Origin of the sequence: Pseudoxanthomonas japonensis (genome assembly GCF_010093445.1) — a bacterium.
In the GTDB taxonomy this organism is placed as follows: Bacteria; Pseudomonadota; Gammaproteobacteria; order Xanthomonadales; family Xanthomonadaceae; genus Pseudoxanthomonas_A; species Pseudoxanthomonas_A japonensis.
Genome location: NZ_PDWW01000015.1, coordinates 1 through 16066, shown reverse-complemented (window position 1 = coordinate 16066; position 16066 = coordinate 1). Strand labels below are relative to the sequence as shown.

Annotated in this window: 15 protein-coding genes; 11 read left to right on the top strand and 4 right to left on the bottom strand. The window is 67.0% G+C overall.

Features of this window, described 5'->3' with window-relative positions:
• Positions 1–40: 40 nt before the first annotated feature.
• Positions 41–787, top strand: a complete 747-nt coding sequence (locus tag CSC78_RS11310) for a TorF family putative porin (protein WP_162337988.1) — start codon at positions 41–43, stop codon at positions 785–787.
• A gap of 70 nt (positions 788–857) precedes the next feature.
• Here CSC78_RS11310 and tdh read toward each other — a convergent pair whose 3' ends face one another.
• Positions 858–1892, bottom strand: a complete 1035-nt coding sequence (tdh, locus tag CSC78_RS11305) for an L-threonine 3-dehydrogenase (protein ID WP_162337987.1) — start codon at positions 1890–1892, stop codon at positions 858–860.
• Between the two features lie 183 nt (positions 1893–2075).
• Between tdh and CSC78_RS11300 the strand changes: the two genes are divergently transcribed.
• The 8 genes from CSC78_RS11300 to CSC78_RS11265 all read left to right on the top strand — a co-directional run bounded on the left by CSC78_RS11300 (position 2076) and on the right by CSC78_RS11265 (position 11287).
• Positions 2076–4244, top strand: a complete 2169-nt coding sequence (locus CSC78_RS11300) for a S46 family peptidase (protein ID WP_162337986.1) — start codon at positions 2076–2078, stop codon at positions 4242–4244.
• Between the two features lie 109 nt (positions 4245–4353).
• Entirely contained in the window at positions 4354–4998 is a 645-nt protein-coding gene (locus CSC78_RS11295) for a histidine phosphatase family protein (protein WP_162337985.1), read from the top strand.
• A 33-nt stretch (positions 4999–5031) separates the two neighbouring features.
• Positions 5032–5838, top strand: coding sequence for an energy transducer TonB (locus tag CSC78_RS11290; protein ID WP_162337984.1), 807 nt, complete (start codon positions 5032–5034; stop codon positions 5836–5838).
• Positions 5839–5865: 27 nt separating this feature from the next.
• Positions 5866–7260, top strand: a complete 1395-nt coding sequence (locus CSC78_RS11285; RefSeq protein WP_162337983.1) for a bifunctional folylpolyglutamate synthase/dihydrofolate synthase — start codon at positions 5866–5868, stop codon at positions 7258–7260.
• 67 nt (positions 7261–7327) lie between these two features.
• Positions 7328–8341, top strand: coding sequence for an SPOR domain-containing protein (locus tag CSC78_RS11280; protein WP_162337982.1), 1014 nt, complete (start codon positions 7328–7330; stop codon positions 8339–8341).
• A gap of 43 nt (positions 8342–8384) precedes the next feature.
• Positions 8385–8996: a CvpA family protein gene (locus CSC78_RS11275; RefSeq protein ID WP_162337981.1), complete on the top strand. Its 612-nt coding sequence runs from the start codon at positions 8385–8387 to the stop codon at positions 8994–8996.
• A 7-nt stretch (positions 8997–9003) separates the two neighbouring features.
• A complete protein-coding gene (purF, locus tag CSC78_RS11270; RefSeq protein WP_162337980.1) occupies positions 9004–10473 on the top strand; it encodes an amidophosphoribosyltransferase in 1470 nt (489 codons plus the stop codon).
• 16 nt (positions 10474–10489) lie between these two features.
• The gene (locus CSC78_RS11265) at positions 10490–11287 is read left to right on the top strand and encodes a ferritin-like domain-containing protein (protein WP_162337979.1); all 798 of its coding nucleotides are present in this window, start codon (positions 10490–10492) and stop codon (positions 11285–11287) included.
• 95 nt (positions 11288–11382) lie between these two features.
• On the opposite strand, the gene lpxH is transcribed toward CSC78_RS11265, so the two are convergent.
• Positions 11383–12123 carry a UDP-2,3-diacylglucosamine diphosphatase gene (gene lpxH, locus CSC78_RS11260; protein WP_162337978.1) on the bottom strand — a complete coding sequence of 247 codons (741 nt, stop codon included), beginning with the start codon at positions 12121–12123 and terminating at the stop codon, positions 11383–11385.
• Between the two features lie 248 nt (positions 12124–12371).
• Here lpxH and gltX point away from each other — a divergent pair, with 248 nt between their 5' ends.
• Both gltX and CSC78_RS11250 read left to right on the top strand, forming a co-directional pair.
• The gene (gltX, locus tag CSC78_RS11255) at positions 12372–13778 is read left to right on the top strand and encodes a glutamate--tRNA ligase (RefSeq protein WP_162337977.1); all 1407 of its coding nucleotides are present in this window, start codon (positions 12372–12374) and stop codon (positions 13776–13778) included.
• A gap of 13 nt (positions 13779–13791) precedes the next feature.
• The gene (locus CSC78_RS11250; protein ID WP_162337976.1) at positions 13792–14283 is read left to right on the top strand and encodes a Fur family transcriptional regulator; all 492 of its coding nucleotides are present in this window, start codon (positions 13792–13794) and stop codon (positions 14281–14283) included.
• A 94-nt stretch (positions 14284–14377) separates the two neighbouring features.
• Here the strand turns inward: CSC78_RS11250 and CSC78_RS11245 are convergent, their stop codons facing one another.
• Both CSC78_RS11245 and CSC78_RS11240 read right to left on the bottom strand, forming a co-directional pair.
• Entirely contained in the window at positions 14378–15541 is a 1164-nt protein-coding gene (locus CSC78_RS11245) for an MFS transporter (RefSeq protein ID WP_162338036.1), read from the bottom strand.
• A 68-nt stretch (positions 15542–15609) separates the two neighbouring features.
• The gene (locus tag CSC78_RS11240) at positions 15610–16065 is read right to left on the bottom strand and encodes a MarR family winged helix-turn-helix transcriptional regulator (RefSeq protein WP_162337975.1); all 456 of its coding nucleotides are present in this window, start codon (positions 16063–16065) and stop codon (positions 15610–15612) included.
• Position 16066: the final 1 nt, after the last annotated feature.

Here is a 16066-nt window from a genome sequence, read left to right as displayed (position 1 = left end):
CGCACCCGGTCACCCATGCCACCGCCCCAGGAGACCCCGGATGAAGCCCATCAAGCTCTGCACCGCCCTCGCCACCGCCCTGCTGCTGTCCGCGCCCCTGGCAGCGTTCGCACAGGAGGCGGAAGAAGAAGCATCTTCCCCCTTCAGCGCCACCTTCGCGGTGACCACGGATTACGTGTTCCGCGGCGTGTCCCAGACCGATAACGGTCCTGCCTTCCAGGCCGGGGCCAGCTACTCGGCGCCCTTCGGGCTGTATGCCGGTGTGTGGGGATCGAATGTCGACTTCGGCGACGGTGGCCCGAACTTCGAAGTGGACTACTTCGTGGGTTGGAACAAGGACCTCAGCGACAGCTGGAATCTGGACCTGGGCGTTAACCGTTACACCTATGAAGGCGCCTCTGACGGTTACGGCAACATCGACTACAACGAATACATCGCCAAGCTGGAATGGAGTGGTCCGGTGACGGTCGGCGGCATCCTGGCCTACGCCGACGACTACAGCAACACGGGTGCCGAGGAAATCTACGCCGGCCTGTCCGCCAGCTACGACTTCGGCGACTCGGGCTTCTCGTTGGGCGCGACCACCGGCTATACCGCCATCGACGCGGGCAGCGATGGACGCGCCGATTTCTACGATGGCTCGATCACCCTGTCCAAGGGGTTCGGTCCCGCCACTGCGACGCTGGGGTACTACGACACGTTCGGCTCGGATGCTCCGGAGTTGCGCCGCGGTTCCGACATCTACAAGCCCGGCCTGGTGTTCACCATCGCGGTCGAAGTGCCGTAACGCACCGTGTGACGGACAACGAAAAGGGCGCCGCAAGGCGCCCTTTTCGTTTCGCCGACCTGCCGGCGGATCAGTTCCAGCTCAACACCACCTTGCCGGCCTTGCCCTGTTCCATCAGGTCGAAGCCCTTCTGGAAGTCGTCGATCGGTAACTGGTGGGTCAGCACCTTGCCCAGCGGGAAGCCGCTCAGCACCAGTTGCGTCATCTTGTACCAGGTCTCGTACATCTTGCGGCCGTAGATGCCCTGCACGGTGAGGCCCTTGAAGATGATCTTGTCCCAGTCGCAGCCGGCACCCTTGGGCATGATGCCGAGCATCGCGATCTTGCCGCCGTGGTACATGCAGTCGAGCATGTCGTTGAACGCGCGCGGGTTGCCGCTCATTTCCAGGCCCACGTCGAAGCCTTCCATGTGCAGGTCGGCCATCACGTCCTTGAGCGAGGTGTTGGCCACATTCACAACGCGCGTGGCGCCCATGTCGGCGGCCAGCTTCAGGCGGAAATCGTTGACGTCGGTGACCACCACGTTGCGCGCGCCGATGTGCTTGCAGATGCCGGCGGCGATGATGCCGATCGGACCCGCTCCGGTGATCAGCACGTCTTCGCCCACCACGTCGAACTCCAGCGCGCAGTGCGCGGCGTTGCCGTACGGGTCGAAGAACGCGGCCAGTTCGGACGGGATCTGGTCCGGGATCGGCCACAGGTTGCTGGCCGGCATGACCATGTACTCGGCGAACGCGCCGTTGCGGTTCACGCCGATGCCGACGGTGTTGGGACACAGGTGCTGGCGACCGCCGCGGCAGTTGCGGCAATGGCCGCAGACGATGTGGCCCTCGGCCGACACGCGCTGGCCGACCTCGTAACCGGTCACCGCCGAGCCCAGTTGGGCGATGCGGCCGACGAATTCGTGGCCGATGGTCAGGCCCGGCGTGATCGTGCGCTGGCTCCACTCGTCCCACAGGTAGATGTGCAGGTCGGTGCCGCAGATGGCGGTCTTCTCCAGCTTGACCAGCACCTCGTTGGGGCCGGGCTGCGGGACGGGCAGTTGCTCCATCCAGATGCCTTTGCCGGCCTCGCGCTTCACCAGCGCCTTCATCGTCTGTGCCATCGGACGTCGATCCAGGGGTAATGAGGGCGCGGATTATACGCCCCGGTCCTGTGCGCCCCTGTTGCGGCGGTCCTTGACAGCCGGAACATCCGCAGCGCCCGGCCGGCCTAGGACATAAGTCATGGTCGGCCGGGATGACCGGTTCATTACAATCGGAACTTTCCTGCCAGTCCCGGGGTTTCCATGCGTCCGAACCTGCTCGCCGCCGCCATCGCGGTTCCCTTGTCCCTGCTCGCCGCCCAGCTCGCCCATGCCGGTGAGGGCATGTGGGTGCCGCAGCAGCTGCCGGAAATCGCCGGTCCGTTGAAGAAGGCCGGGCTGAAGCTGTCGCCGCAGCAACTGGCCAATCTGACCGGCGATCCGATGGGCGCCGTGGTCGCGCTGGGCGGCTGCACGGCCAGCTTCGTGTCGCCGAACGGCCTGGTGGTGACCAACCACCACTGCGCCTATGGTGCGATCCAGCTGAACTCCACCCCGGAGAACAACCTGATCAAGAATGGCTTCAACGCGCCGACCACGGGCGATGAAGTCAGCGCAGGGCCGAATGCCCGCGTATTCGTGCTGGACGAGATCACCGACGTGACCAAAGACGCGCAGGCCGCCATCGCGACCGCGGGCAACGATGCGCTGGCGCGCACCAAGGCACTCGAGGCGTTCGAGAAGAAATTGATCGCCGACTGCGAAGCCGATGCCGGTTTCCGCTGCCGCCTGTACAGCTTCTCCGGCGGCAACACCTATCGCCTGTTCAAGAACCTGGAGATCAAGGACGTGCGCCTGGCGTACGCGCCCCCCGGCAGCGTGGGCAAGTACGGCGGCGATATCGACAACTGGATGTGGCCGCGCCACACCGGCGATTTTGCGTTCTACCGCGCCTACGTGGGCAAGGACGGCAAGCCGGCGGCGTTCTCGAAGGACAACGTGCCGTATCGTCCGAAGCGTTGGCTGAAGTTCGCCGACCAGCCGCTGGGAGAGGGCGACTTCGTGATGGTGGCCGGCTATCCGGGTTCGACCAACCGCTACGCGCTGGCGGCCGAGTTCGACAACACCGCCGCATGGACCTATCCCACCATCGGCCGTCACTACAAGAACCTCATTGCCCTGGTCGGCGACGCGGGCAAGAAGAATCCCGATATCCAGGTGAAGTACGCCAGCACGATGGCGGGTTGGAACAACACCAGCAAGAACTACGACGGTCAGCTGGAAGGCTTCAAGCGCATCGACGCCGCCGGCCAGAAGCAGGCGGAAGAGGCTGCCGTGCTGGCGTGGCTGAAGGGGCAGGGAGGCAAGGGCGAGGCCGCCCTGGCGGCGCACGGCCGCTTGATCGACCTGCTCGAGCAGGGCAAGGCGACGCGCGAGCGCGACCTGATCCTGGGACAGTTCCACAACACCGCCACCGTGGGTACGGCTGCGCAGCTGTACCGCCTGTCCATCGAGCGCGAGAAGCCCAACGCCGAGCGTGAATCGGGCTACCAGGAGCGCGACCTGCCCGCGATCGAAGGCGCGCAGAAGCAGCTCGAGCGCCGTTACGTGGCGGCGATGGATCGCCAGCTGCAGGAGTACTGGTTGAACGAGTACCTCAAGCTGCCGGCGAACCAGCGCGTCGCTGCGGTCGATACATGGCTCGGCGGCAACGACGCGGCCGCCGTGAAGCGTGCGCTCGATCGATTGGCCGGCACGAAGCTGGGCAGCACCGACGAGCGGCTGAAGTGGTTCGCCGCCGACCGCAAGGCGTTCGAAGCCAGCAACGATCCGGCCATCCAGTACGCCGTCGCCGTCATGCCCACGCTGCTGAAGCTGGAGCAGGAGCGCAAGACGCGCGCGGGCGAGAACCTGGCCGCGCGTCCGGTCTACCTGCAGGCGCTGGCCGACTACAAGAAGAGCCAGGGCGAGTTCGTCTATCCCGACGCCAACTTGTCGCTGCGCATCACCTTCGGCAACGTGATGGGTTACGCGCCGAAGGACGGCGTGGAGTACACCCCGTTCACCACGCTGGAAGGCGTGGTCGCCAAGGAGACCGGGCAGGATCCGTTCGACTCGCCGAAGGCGCTGCTCGATGCGGTCGCTGCCAAGCGCTACGGCGGGCTGGAGGACAAGCGCCTCGGCTCCGTGCCGGTGAACTACCTGTCGAACCTCGACATCACCGGCGGCAATTCCGGTTCGCCGGTACTCGATGCGCACGGCAAGCTGATCGGCCTGGCCTTCGACGGCAACTGGGAGTCGGTCAGCTCGAACTGGGTGTTCGACCCGAAGATGACCCGCATGATCGCCGTGGACGGTCGTTACCTGCGCTGGATCATGCAGGAGGTCTATCCGGCACCGCAGCTGCTGACGGAAATGGGCGTCGGCAAGTAACACCTGCAACGGTCGGCCGACACGGGACGGGAGCGGTTATCATCCGCTCCCGTCTTCGTTTCCGGCCTTTGGAAGCGCGACCGTTTTTCTCGAATGGACACACCGACGCATGCGCATCCTGCTTGCCCGCCACGGCGAAACGCCGTGGAACGCCGAAGGCCGCTACCAGGGCCAGATCGACATCCCGCTCTCGCCGGTTGGTGAAGGCCAGGCGACCGCGCTGGGCCAGCGGTTGAAGGAGGTGCGCATCGATCGCGCGGTGGCGTCGCCGCTGTCGCGCGCGCAGCGCACGGCGCAGCTGGCATTGGGCGAATCGCGCGCGGACATGCTGCTCACCGATCCCGAACTGCAGGAAATCGCCCATGGCGAGTGGGAGGGCCTGCTGGCCAGCGAGATCCAGGAAAAAGACCCGGCGCGGCTGCTCGCCTGGCGCGAGGAGCCCGACACCGTGCTGATGCCCGGCGGTGAGTCACTGCGCCAGGTGCTCGACCGTTCCTGGCGCGGCCTGGCTCGCGCCGCCGAGGGCCTGGGCGGCGACGACACCCTGCTGATCGTGGCGCACGACGCCGTCAACCGCGTCCTGCTGTGCCGCATCCTTGGCCTTCCGATTGCGAAGTTGTGGACGTTCCGCCAGGCGCCGACCACGCTCAACCTGCTGGAAGGTCCGACGGTGGATCAACTGGAAGTCGTTCGTCTCAACGACTGCGCGCACCACACGCCGTTCTTCGGCGAAGCGAAGCATCGGGCGCTTTAGTGTGACGGGGTCAGTGATGTATGGGGGATGACGATGAGACTGCTCATCGCACGTGTTCTGCTCCTGTTGGCGAATGCGTTTGCTGCCACATCCGTGCAGGCTGCCGAGGATGCTGGGCCACACGTGATTGAATCGCCGCAGCCGCGCTACCCCGCCGAGGCGTTCTATCTCGGCATTACCGGCACTGCCGTACTGATCATGGATGTCGACAGGGGCGGCGCGGTGAAAGAGGTTTTCGTCGAACAGAGCTCGCGCAACCGCATGCTCGACAAAGCGGCGATCGATGCGGCAAGGACATGGCGCTTCTCGCCCGCGCTCGTGAACGGCGTTCCCGTAAGCGGCAGGGTGCGTGTTCCAATGTCGTTCGCGCTGGAACCAGATGCTATCGAGGATGATGCGATACGCGATCGCGCGTTTACATTGCCGCCGCGACTGCAGTTGCCTGAGTCGCCGCGCTTCCACGATGCCGATGGCACGGTGGCGGGATACATCGAGGATCCGATTCCGCTGGAAGCCGGCAGCGTCGCGGATGCCATCGCGCTGCTGAAAGCGCGTGGCAGCCAGCGCAGTGCGACAGGTCTGTCGCCGGACGTCGCCATTTACACGCTCGATGGCGAGAACGACAGGACACGATGGCTCGTGTACGAGGGCGATCATTACTACGCCCCCTCCCTGGTCCGGAAGCGGCTGACGCACGATGGGCGACGCGCCTACCAGGTGACGCGCATGCTGTGCGAGTCCAAAGTGCCCGACGTCTGCACGCGTCTCGCTGGAACGGTGCAGCGTCCTTACCGGCAGCGCGCGGTGCCATTGCGGACGGTTCCGCGAGACGCACCCTGAGTTCCGGGTCTGCGTGATAATGGCGGCATGCGTACCCTCAGCGACTGGCTCGCCTACATCGAGCAACAGCACCCCAAGTCCATCGACATGGGTCTGGACCGCGTGCGCGAGGTCGCGGAGCGGCTGTTGCTGGGCAAGCCCGGCACCCGCGTCATCACCGTCGGCGGCACCAACGGCAAGGGCTCGACGGTCGCTTTCATCGAAGCCATCGCGCGCGCCACCGGATGGAAGGTGGGCGCGTACACGTCGCCGCATCTGCTGCGCTACAACGAGCGCGTGCGCATCGATGGCATGGAGGTGGATGATGCCTCGCTGGTCGACGCGTTCGAGGCCGTGGAAGCGGCGCGTTTGAGGCCCTCTCCCGTCGGGAGAGGGGTTGGGGTGAGGGTCGGGAGAAGCGATGATGATCCGGACGCCAGCGCGCCGGCCGCACCCTCATCCGGCGCTGCGCGCCACCTTCTCCCGGGGGGAGAAGGGAACACGATTCCACTGACCTATTTCGAGTTCGGCACGCTGGCGGCGCTGTGGCTGTTCCAGCGTAGTGCACTGGATCTCGCTGTGCTGGAGATCGGCCTGGGCGGGCGCCTGGACGCGGTGAACATCGTCGATCCCGATGTCGCCGTCATCACCACCGTCGACATCGACCACACCGATTGGCTCGGCAACGACCGCGAAACCATCGGTGCGGAAAAGGCTGGCATCGCCCGTGCGTGGAAGCCGCTCGTGCTGGGCGAAGTGGATTCGCCGTCCAGCGTGCTGCGCCATGCGTACGCCATCGGCGCGAACGCACTGCGCCTGGGCAGCGACTTCTTCCACGAGCCGATCGACAACCAGCGCTGGCGCTGGCGCGAAGTCGGCGCCGAACTGGAGCTTCCGGCACCGGCGCTGTCCGCACCGTCGCAACGCGCGAACGCGGCGACGGCGATCGCCGCGCTGCGTGCGTTGCCGGGCGAACCGGTGCGCGACGAAGCGTTCGCAGAAGGTGTGGCGTCGGCAGCGCTGCCGGGCCGGCTGCAGCGGCTGGAGCGCGATGGTGTGGAGGTAGTGCTGGATGTCGGGCACAACCCGCAGGCGGCGCGCGAACTGGCGACATGGCTGCAGGCGCATCCGATCGCTGGCGCGACCCGCATGGTGTTCGCCGCACTCGCCGACAAGGACGTGCGCAGCGTCGTCGACGCGTTCGCCAGCGCATCGCTGCCATGGTTCCTCGCGGGCGTGTCGTCGGGTCCGCGCTCGCAGACGGCCGAACAGCTGGCGGCCCGCCTGGATGACGCGATGGCGGCGGCCGCAAGCCTGCACGCCAGCGTGGACGACGCCTTGCACGCGGCGCTCGCCGAGTCATCCGCCGGCGACCGCGTGCTGGTGTTCGGCTCGTTCCATACCGTGGCCGACGCGATGCGCATCCTGCATTCAGGTCGATGACGGATAGCGTGCGAGGGCGCGCCGTATAATCGCCGCGGCATTCCCGCCGCAGCAGCCGTGGACCTGGATGGATACTGCCCTGAAACAGCGCCTGATCGGCGCCGTCGTGCTGGTGGCGCTGGCCGTCATCTTCCTGCCCATGCTGGTGAAGGGCCCCGCGCCCGACAGCGGCGTGTCCGACGTGCCGTTGGACGTCCCGTCCGCACCCGGCGGCGAATTCGAGACGCGCGAACTGCCGCTGGTGACGCCGGGCAACGCGCCCGCCACCGGTGCGGTGGGCCTGCAGGGTCAGGTCGCCGCGCCCGCCGCGGAGCCGGCACCTGCGTCCGGCACGTTGCAGCCGGCCGCGACGGCAGGCGGCAAGTTCGCCGTCAGTTTCGGTGCCTACGCCACGCAGGCCGACGCCGACGCCGTGCTGGCCCGCGTGAAGCAGGCCAAGCTGCCGGGCTTCGTCGAGCCGGCAACCATCAATGGCAAGCCGGCCTTCCGGGTCCGTGTGGGTCCTTACGCCGACCGCCCACAGGCCGAAGCGGCGCGACTGGACGCCATCAAGATCCGCGGCGATGTCAACGCACAGGTGGTGACGCTGGATGCCGAGGCGACCGCGCCCGCCGCGAATCCGCCCGCACCCTCCGCGTCGACCGCGGCCGCGGTACCCGCCACGCCGGCCGTTACCACGCAGGCGCTGCCGCCCGAACCGGCCAAGCCCGCGCCGAAGCCGGCACCCACCGAATCGAAACCGGTCGCCACGACGCCCGCCGAGACGAAGCCCGTATCGCTGCCGGCCCCCAAGCCCGTCGCCACGGCACCCAAGCCCACTGAAGCGTCCAAGCCGGCCGCCTCCGACACCGGTTTCGCGGTGCAGCTGGGCGCGTTCTCGAACGCGGCCGATGCCAACGCCCTGCGCGACCGCGCGCGTGGCGCCGGCTTCAGCGCCTTCGTCGAACAGGTCCGCACCGACAAGGGCACGCTGAGCCGCGTGCGCGTCGGGCCTGTCGCCAACCGTGCCGACGCCGACCGCCTGAAGGCGCAGGTCGCGTCGAAGATCGGCGTGGACGGCATGGTGCGCCCGCATCCTTGATGGCCTCAACGCGCTCGATGGGTGATCGCCTCGGGCGCGTTGCATGAGCGCCCTCGACCTGACGCTGCTGGCGATCGTCGGCGTGTCGGCGCTGTTCGGCGTGATGCGCGGCTTCATCAGCGCGCTGGCGTCGATGGTCGCCTGGCTGCTGTCCGGCTGGGTCGCCTTCCATTACGGCGGGGAAGCAGCGCAATGGCTGTCCAGCGACGGCACACCCTCGGCAAGCGAACTCCTGGGGGGCTATGCGCTGAGTTTCATCGGCGTGATGGTCGTCGTCGGATTGACCGGGTGGGCCATCCGCCATCTCGTGAAGTCGGTCGGCCTGTCCGGCCTGGACCGCGCGCTGGGGTTTGCGCTCGGGCTGGCGCGCGGGGCCTTCGTCGCCTGCATCGTGCTGCTGCTGACCGCCTTCAGCGATCTGCCCAGCGAACCTGAATGGCATCGTTCGTCCGTGGTGCCGGTGTTGCTGCCCGGCGCGCAGTGGCTGGCGCAGTGGCTGCCGGAATGGACTGTGCAGGAACTGGACTTTGGCAATGGGCGCCCGGCGGGCGATAATGCGCGCCTGCGAAATCTGCTGCCCCTGCCGCTGGAAGAACCCGGCGCACCGCAGGAGCGCGTCCCACCGACCGCCTCGCCCGCGTCGAAACCGGAGTAGATCCACCATGTGCGGCATCGTCGGAATCGTCGGCAACCAGAACGTCGCCGGCCAGCTTTATGACGGGCTGACCGTCCTCCAGCACCGCGGACAGGACGCTGCCGGCATTGCGACCGCCGACGGCACGCGCCTGCGCGTGCACAAGGACAACGGGCTGGTGCGGGACGTATTCAACGCCAAGGCGATGAGCGTGCTGGAAGGCCGGGTGGGCATTGCCCACTGCCGCTATCCGACCGCCGGCTCCGAGGGCATGGACGAGGCCCAGCCGTTCTACGTCAACTCGCCGTACGGCATCGCGCTGGCGCACAACGGCAACCTGATCAATACCGAGTCGCTGCGCCAGGATGTGTTCGCGCAGGACCGTCGCAACATCAACACCGACTCGGACAGCGAAGTGCTGCTGAACGTGTTCGCGCACGAACTGGACCTGCAGCGCACACTGACCCCGGAAGCGGCCATCCGCGCGGTCGCCGGTGTCCATCGCCGCGTGAAGGGCGGCTACGCCGTCGTCAGCGTGGTGCTGGGCCTGGGCCTGGTGGCGTTCCGCGATCCGCACGGCATCCGCCCGCTGGTGCTCGGCAAGCGCGAGCACGGCGAGGGCACGGAATACATCATCGCGTCGGAATCCGCTGCGCTCGACATCCTCGGTTTCGTCCGCATGCGCGACGTGCAGCCGGGCGAGGCGATCGTGATCACCGCGCGCGGCGAGCTGTTCAGCGAGATCGTCGCCGATGCGCCCGAGCATGCGCCGTGCATCTTCGAGTACGTGTACTTCGCGCGCCCGGACTCGATGATCGACAACGTGTCGGTGCACAAGGCGCGCATGCGCATGGGCGTGAAGCTGGGCGAGAAGATCCTGCGCCTACGTCCCGACCACGACATCGACACCATCATCCCGATCCCGGACACCTCGCGCGACGCCGCGCTGGAAATCTCCAACGTGCTGGGCGTGAAGTACCGCGAGGGGTTCATCAAGAACCGCTACGTCGGCCGCACCTTCATCATGCCGGGGCAGGGCGAGCGGGTGAAATCGGTGCGCCGCAAGCTCAATCCGATCAACCTTGAGTTCCGCAACCGCGTGGTGCTGCTGGTCGACGATTCCATCGTGCGCGGCACCACCTCCAAGCAGATCGTGCAGATGGCGCGCGACGCCGGCGCCCGCAAGGTGTACCTGGCCAGCGCCGCACCGCCGGTGCGCCATCCGAACATCTACGGCATCGACATGCCGGCCGCGGACGAACTGGTGGCGCACGACCGCACCGTCGAGGACATCGAGCGGGAACTGGGCTGCGACTGGCTGATCTACCAGGACCTCGAGGATCTGGAAGCGGCCGTGCGCGAGGGCAATCCGAACCTGGCCGCCTTCGATTCGTCCTGCTTCGACGGCAAGTACGTCACCGGCATCGAGCCGGGCTACTTCGAGCGCATCGAGCAGGCCCGCTCGGACGAAGCCAAGCGCAAGCGCCGCGTCGGCTGACGCGGCGCCGCGCGGCATGACCACGCTGTTCGAAGCCGCCCGCGTCTGCCTGGATGCGGCGGACGTCGACGCGAAGGTCGCGCTGACACAGCAGTACGCCGAGGCATTCGCGCGCGGCGAACTCCGCATTCCCGGCGACGCACCGCCTCCCGCGCCCATCCGTGCGCCGGGACGACCGTCGAAACCGGTGCTGGTGCATCCACGCGAGTTGCCACGACGAGGGTTGGGCAGCCTGCAGGGCAGGGCGGCCTTCATCCACGCCATCGCGCATATCGAACTCAACGCCATCGATCTTGCCTGGGATGCGGTGTACCGCTTCCGTGGATTGCCGCATGACTTCTATGCGGACTGGGTGGGCGTCGCGCACGACGAGTCGCGCCACTTCGTGCTGCTGCGTGATCGCCTGTGCGAACTGGGCCACGACTACGGCGACTTCGACGCCCACAACGGCCTGTGGGAAATGACCGAGAAGACGGCGCACGACGGCCTGGCGCGGATGGCGCTGGTGCCGCGGGTGCTGGAGGCGCGCGGCCTCGACGTGACGCCGGGGATGATCGTCAAGCTGCGCGATCTGGGCGACGAGGCCACCGTGGCGATCCTCGACCTGATCCTGCGCGAGGAAGTCGCGCATGTCGCCGCGGGTTCTCGCTGGTACCGGTGGTATTGCGCGCAGCGTGGCATCGAACCGCGTGCACGTTTCCGTGAGCTGTTGAGGGAATACGCCGGCGGCTACCTGCATGGACCGTTCAACATCGAGGCGCGCCTGCTGGCGGGCTTCGATGAGGATGAGCTGGCGGCGCTGGAAGCGCCGTAGGGCCACACTGTGGGCGCATGCTTGGTAGGAGCGGGCCATGCCCGCGATGCTTTTCCATCCCGAGTGCAAAAAAGCATCGCGCCCATGGGGCGCTCCTACAAGAGCGCTTCCAATGCCATTGCGTCCGGTTCCACGCGCAGCACCGAGCCCTGTTCATACCAGTCTCCCAGCACGATGCGCTGACAGGCGTGGTCATCGACAGTGAGATCGTGCATCGCGGGTCGGTGCGTATGGCCATGGATGATCGTGTGGATGCCGAACTGCGCGAACGTCGCGTCCACGGTGGCTGTTGCCACATCGGTCAGGGTCTCGAACTGCGTCTTGTCTTGCTGCTTCATGCCGCCCTGATGCGCCGCACTGGCGGCGCGCGCCTGCGCTGCGAACGCGAGCCGGGCGGCCAGCGGTTGCGAGAGGAACTGCGCCTGCCATGCCGGATTCCGCGTCTGCGCGCGGAACGCCTGGTAGGCCGTGTCGCCTGTACACAACAAGTCACCATGCATCAGCAGCACCGGCTTGCCGTACAGCATGACGACGGCCGGGTCGGGCAGGATGCGCATGCCAGCGCGGCGGGCGAACGCATCACCCAGCAGGAAGTCGCGGTTGCCGCGGATGAAGAGCACCGGCACCCCCGCATCGGCCACCTCGCAGACGCGGGCGGCCACGTAGGCCCCGGTCTCCGAGGGGTCGTCGTCGCCCACCCACGCCTCGAACAGGTCGCCGAGGATGTAGAGCGCATCGGCCCGGGTGGCTTCCTTCTGCATGAATGCGCCGAACAGCTCGGTGACGGCGGGACGCTCGGCGGCCAGGTGCAGGTCGGAGATGAAGAGCGTCGTCATGGGGGAATTCTAAGCCCTCCCCTTCAAGGGGAGGGTTGGGTAGGGATGGTGTCGGTTTGGTCGTTCACGTGAGGGAACACCATTCCCGTCCGCATGCCGGTCTTCCCTTGAAGGGGACGGAAATGCGGCGATGGATATCACTCTCGTCGTTCACCGAACCGGCGCGCGGCGGCGCGTTCGGGCTTCCGGGCGCTGCACAGCCCCCGCAGCGCGGTAAAATCGCGGCAAACCGCACCAAGAGTTTCCCCATGGCCTGCCGCACCCGCTTCGCCCCCAGTCCCACCGGCTACCTGCACATCGGCGGCGCCCGCACGGCGCTGTATTGCTGGCTGGAGGCGCGCCATCGCGGCGGCGATTTCATCCTGCGCATAGAGGACACGGACCGCGAGCGCAGCACGCAGGCCGCCATCGACGCGATCCTCGATGCCATGGATTGGCTGGGCTTGAACTACGACGAAGGCCCGATCTACCAGACCCGCCGCGTCGACCGGTATCGCGAGGTCGCCGAACAACTCGTCGCCGCCGGCAAGGCCTATTACGCCTACGAGACGCGCGAAGAGCTCGATGCCATGCGCGAGGCCGCGATGGCGAAGCAGGAGAAGCCGCGTTACAACGGCGCCGCGCGCGAGCAGCAGCTGCCGTACCGCGACGATCCGAATCGCGTCATCCGCTTCAAGAATCCGCTCGACGGCGTGGTCGCCTTCGACGACCTGATCAAGGGCCGTATCGAGATCGCCAACAGCGAACTCGACGACATGGTGATCTTCCGTCCGGATGGCTACCCGACCTACAACTTCGCCGTGGTGGTCGACGACTGGGACATGGGCATCACCGAAGTGATCCGCGGCGACGACCACATCAACAACACGCCGCGCCAGATCAACATCTACGAAGCGCTCGGCGCACCGGTGCCGAAGTTCGCGCACATGCCGATGATCCTCGACGAGGAGGGCGCCAAGCTGTCCAAGCGCACCGGCGCGGCCGACGTGATGCAGTACAAGGATGCCGGCTATCTGCCGCATGCGCTGATCAATTATCTGGCGCGCCTGGGCTGGTCGCACGGCGACCAGGAACTGTTCTCGCGTCAGGAGCTGATCGACCTGTTCGACGTGAAGGACGTGAACTCGAAAGCCGCGCGCCTGGACATGGCCAAGCTGGGCTGGGTGAACCAGCACTACCTGAAGACCGATGCGCCGGCGGACATCGCGCCGCATTTCGTCTACCAGCTGAAGAAACTCGGCGTCGATCTCGCCGCGGGTCCGGCACCGGTCGACGTGGTGGTCGCGCTGCGCGACCGCGTGCAGACCTTGAAGGACATGGCCGAGAAGGCCGTGGTCTGGTACCAGCCGCTCACGGTCTACGACGATGCCGCGGTGGCCAAGCATCTGGGCGCGGCTGCGCAGGCTCCGCTGGCCAAGGCCCGCGAGTGTCTGGCGGCGCTGGCGGAGTGGAGTGCCGAGGGCGTGTCGGCGGCGCTGCATGAAGCCGCGGCGGCGCTCGAGCTCGGCATGGGCAAGGTGGCGCAGCCGCTGCGCGTGGCGATCACCGGCACCCAGGTCAGTCCCGATATTTCCCAGACCGTCTACCTGGCCGGTCGCGACGAAGCCTTGAAACGCATCGACGCCGCACTCATCAAGAGTGGTACGGCCGCCTGACTCCGGATCGCCCATGCCGAATACACACGCCTGCACCGACCCGCACCATCACGTCCACGATGCCGAGGCATTCGTGGCCGCGGTCGAACATGCGTGCCAGGAGCGCGGCCTGCGGTTGACGCCGATCCGCGCGCGCGTGCTGCAGCTGATCGCCGAGGCCGGCAAGCCGGTGAAAGCCTACGAACTGCTGGAGTGGGTACGCGCCACCAAGGGTGTTGGTGCGGACGCACCGCCGACGGTGTATCGCGCGCTGGATTTCCTGATGGCCAACGGCTTCGTGCACAAGCTGGAGTCGGTGAACGCCTTCGTCGCCTGCCATCACCCCAACAGCGCCCAGCACTCGGTGCCGTTCCTCATCTGCGACCGCTGCCACAGCGCGGTGGAACTGGAGGATCGCGAGGTGGTCGCGGCCCTCGATGCGCGCGCCAAGGCGCTGGGCTTCCAGCCGCAGGCGCAGACGCTGGAAGTGCATGGACTATGCGCGCGCTGCGCGACGGCTGCGTAAGGTGTTGTTGGTGGTGGGAGCGACGTAAGTCGCGAGCTCTTCCTCCTGAAAAACAGAAAGCTCGCGACTTACGTCGCTCCCACACCAACCGTCCTCAGGCCGCCGCCCGCACCGCCTCCGGTGAACGTTCGCGGATCGGCAGGTTGGCTACCGCTGCAATCAGCGCCAGCGCCATGTCCGCATACCACATCCACATGTAGTCGCCGTTGCGCTCCAACGCCAGCCCACCCATCCAGGCGCCGAAAAAGCCGCCGATCTGGTGCGAGAGCAACGTCAGGCCGAACAGCGTGCCCAGATAACGCGGGCCGAACAGCTTGCCGACCAGACCCGCGGTGGGCGGTACCGTCGCCAGCCAGGTGAAACCCAAGGCCGCGGCAAAGACGTAGAACGTCAACGGCGTCGGCGGCGCCATCAGATACAGCGCGATCATCACCGCGCGGCTGGCGTACATCACCGCCAGGATCCACTTCATCCGCACGCGCTGGCCCAGTGCGCCGGCGACCAGGCTGCCAGCCACGTTGAACAGCCCGATCAACGCGATCGATACCGCCGACACGTTGGGCGACAGTCCGCACAGGGCGATTTCGCCGGGCAGATGCGTGACGAGGAAAGCGATATGCACGCCACAGGTAAAGAAGCCGAGGTGCAGCATCCAGTAGCTGCGGTCGCGCAGGGCGATGGCGACCTGCTGCTTGAGGCCGATGTCGCCGATGGCGTTCCCGGTGGATGCTGCGGATGAGGAGGCCGTCTTCCGCCGCAGTGGAAAGGCCAGCGGAATCGCCAGCAGCGAGGCGACCGCCAGCGTATACATCGCGCTGGCCCATCCCGCGAAGGCGATGACGGCCTGCACCAGCGGCGCGAACACGAATTGCCCCAGCGATCCGCCTGCGTTGATGAAGCCCGCGGCGAACGAACGCTTTTCGGGCGCCAGCTGCTGCGCGGTGGCGCCGATCAGGATGGAGAAGCTGCCCGCACCCGCGCCCGCGGCGGTCAACACGCCCAGCGTGAACATGAGGCCCCATGGCGAGGTCAGGTGCGGTGTCAGGGCAAGGCCCAGTGCCAGCAGGACGGCGCCGAGCACGAGGATGCCGGTGGACCCGCGCTTGTCGGCGATGGCGCCGAACACCGGCTGCACGGCGCCCCAGGTGAATTGGCCGATGGCGAGGGCGAAGCTGATCGCCGCGATGCCGATGCCGGTGTCCTGGTGGATGGGCGAGACGAACAGGCCGGTGGTCTGGCGCGCGCCCATCGTGATCATCAGCGTCGCCGAGGCGGCCAGTAGCAGGCCCCAATGTATCCGGGGTGCAGAGGTCGCAGCACCGCTGTTCACGCCGCTTCTCCCAGGTGCTGCCGCAGAAGACCGTCGAGGCGGTCCAACTCGCCATGGAGTTGCTGGATGCCGGTTTCACCCAGCATCGTGTCGATGACGGCCTGCGCGCGCTGCCAACGCGGCTTCGCGGCGATCAGGCGGGCACGGCCTTCGTCCGTCAGCGCGATCACCCGCTGACGGGCATCTTTGCCACGGACCGTTTCCAGCAAGCCTGCGTCCATCAATGGCGACAGGTTCCGGGTGAGCGTGGTGCGGTCCATGCCGAGTTCTTCCGCCAGACCTCCGAGCACGCGCGGCTCGCGCTCGGTCCGGCGCAGGATCGAATACTGGTTGAGGCTCAGGCTGACGGCAGCGAGTTCACGGTCGTAGACCTGCGTCACCCGGCGACTGGCGCGCCGCAGGCGGAAACAGGTGCACAGGCTGGACGTGACGGGGGCGGGGGAGGGCGTCATC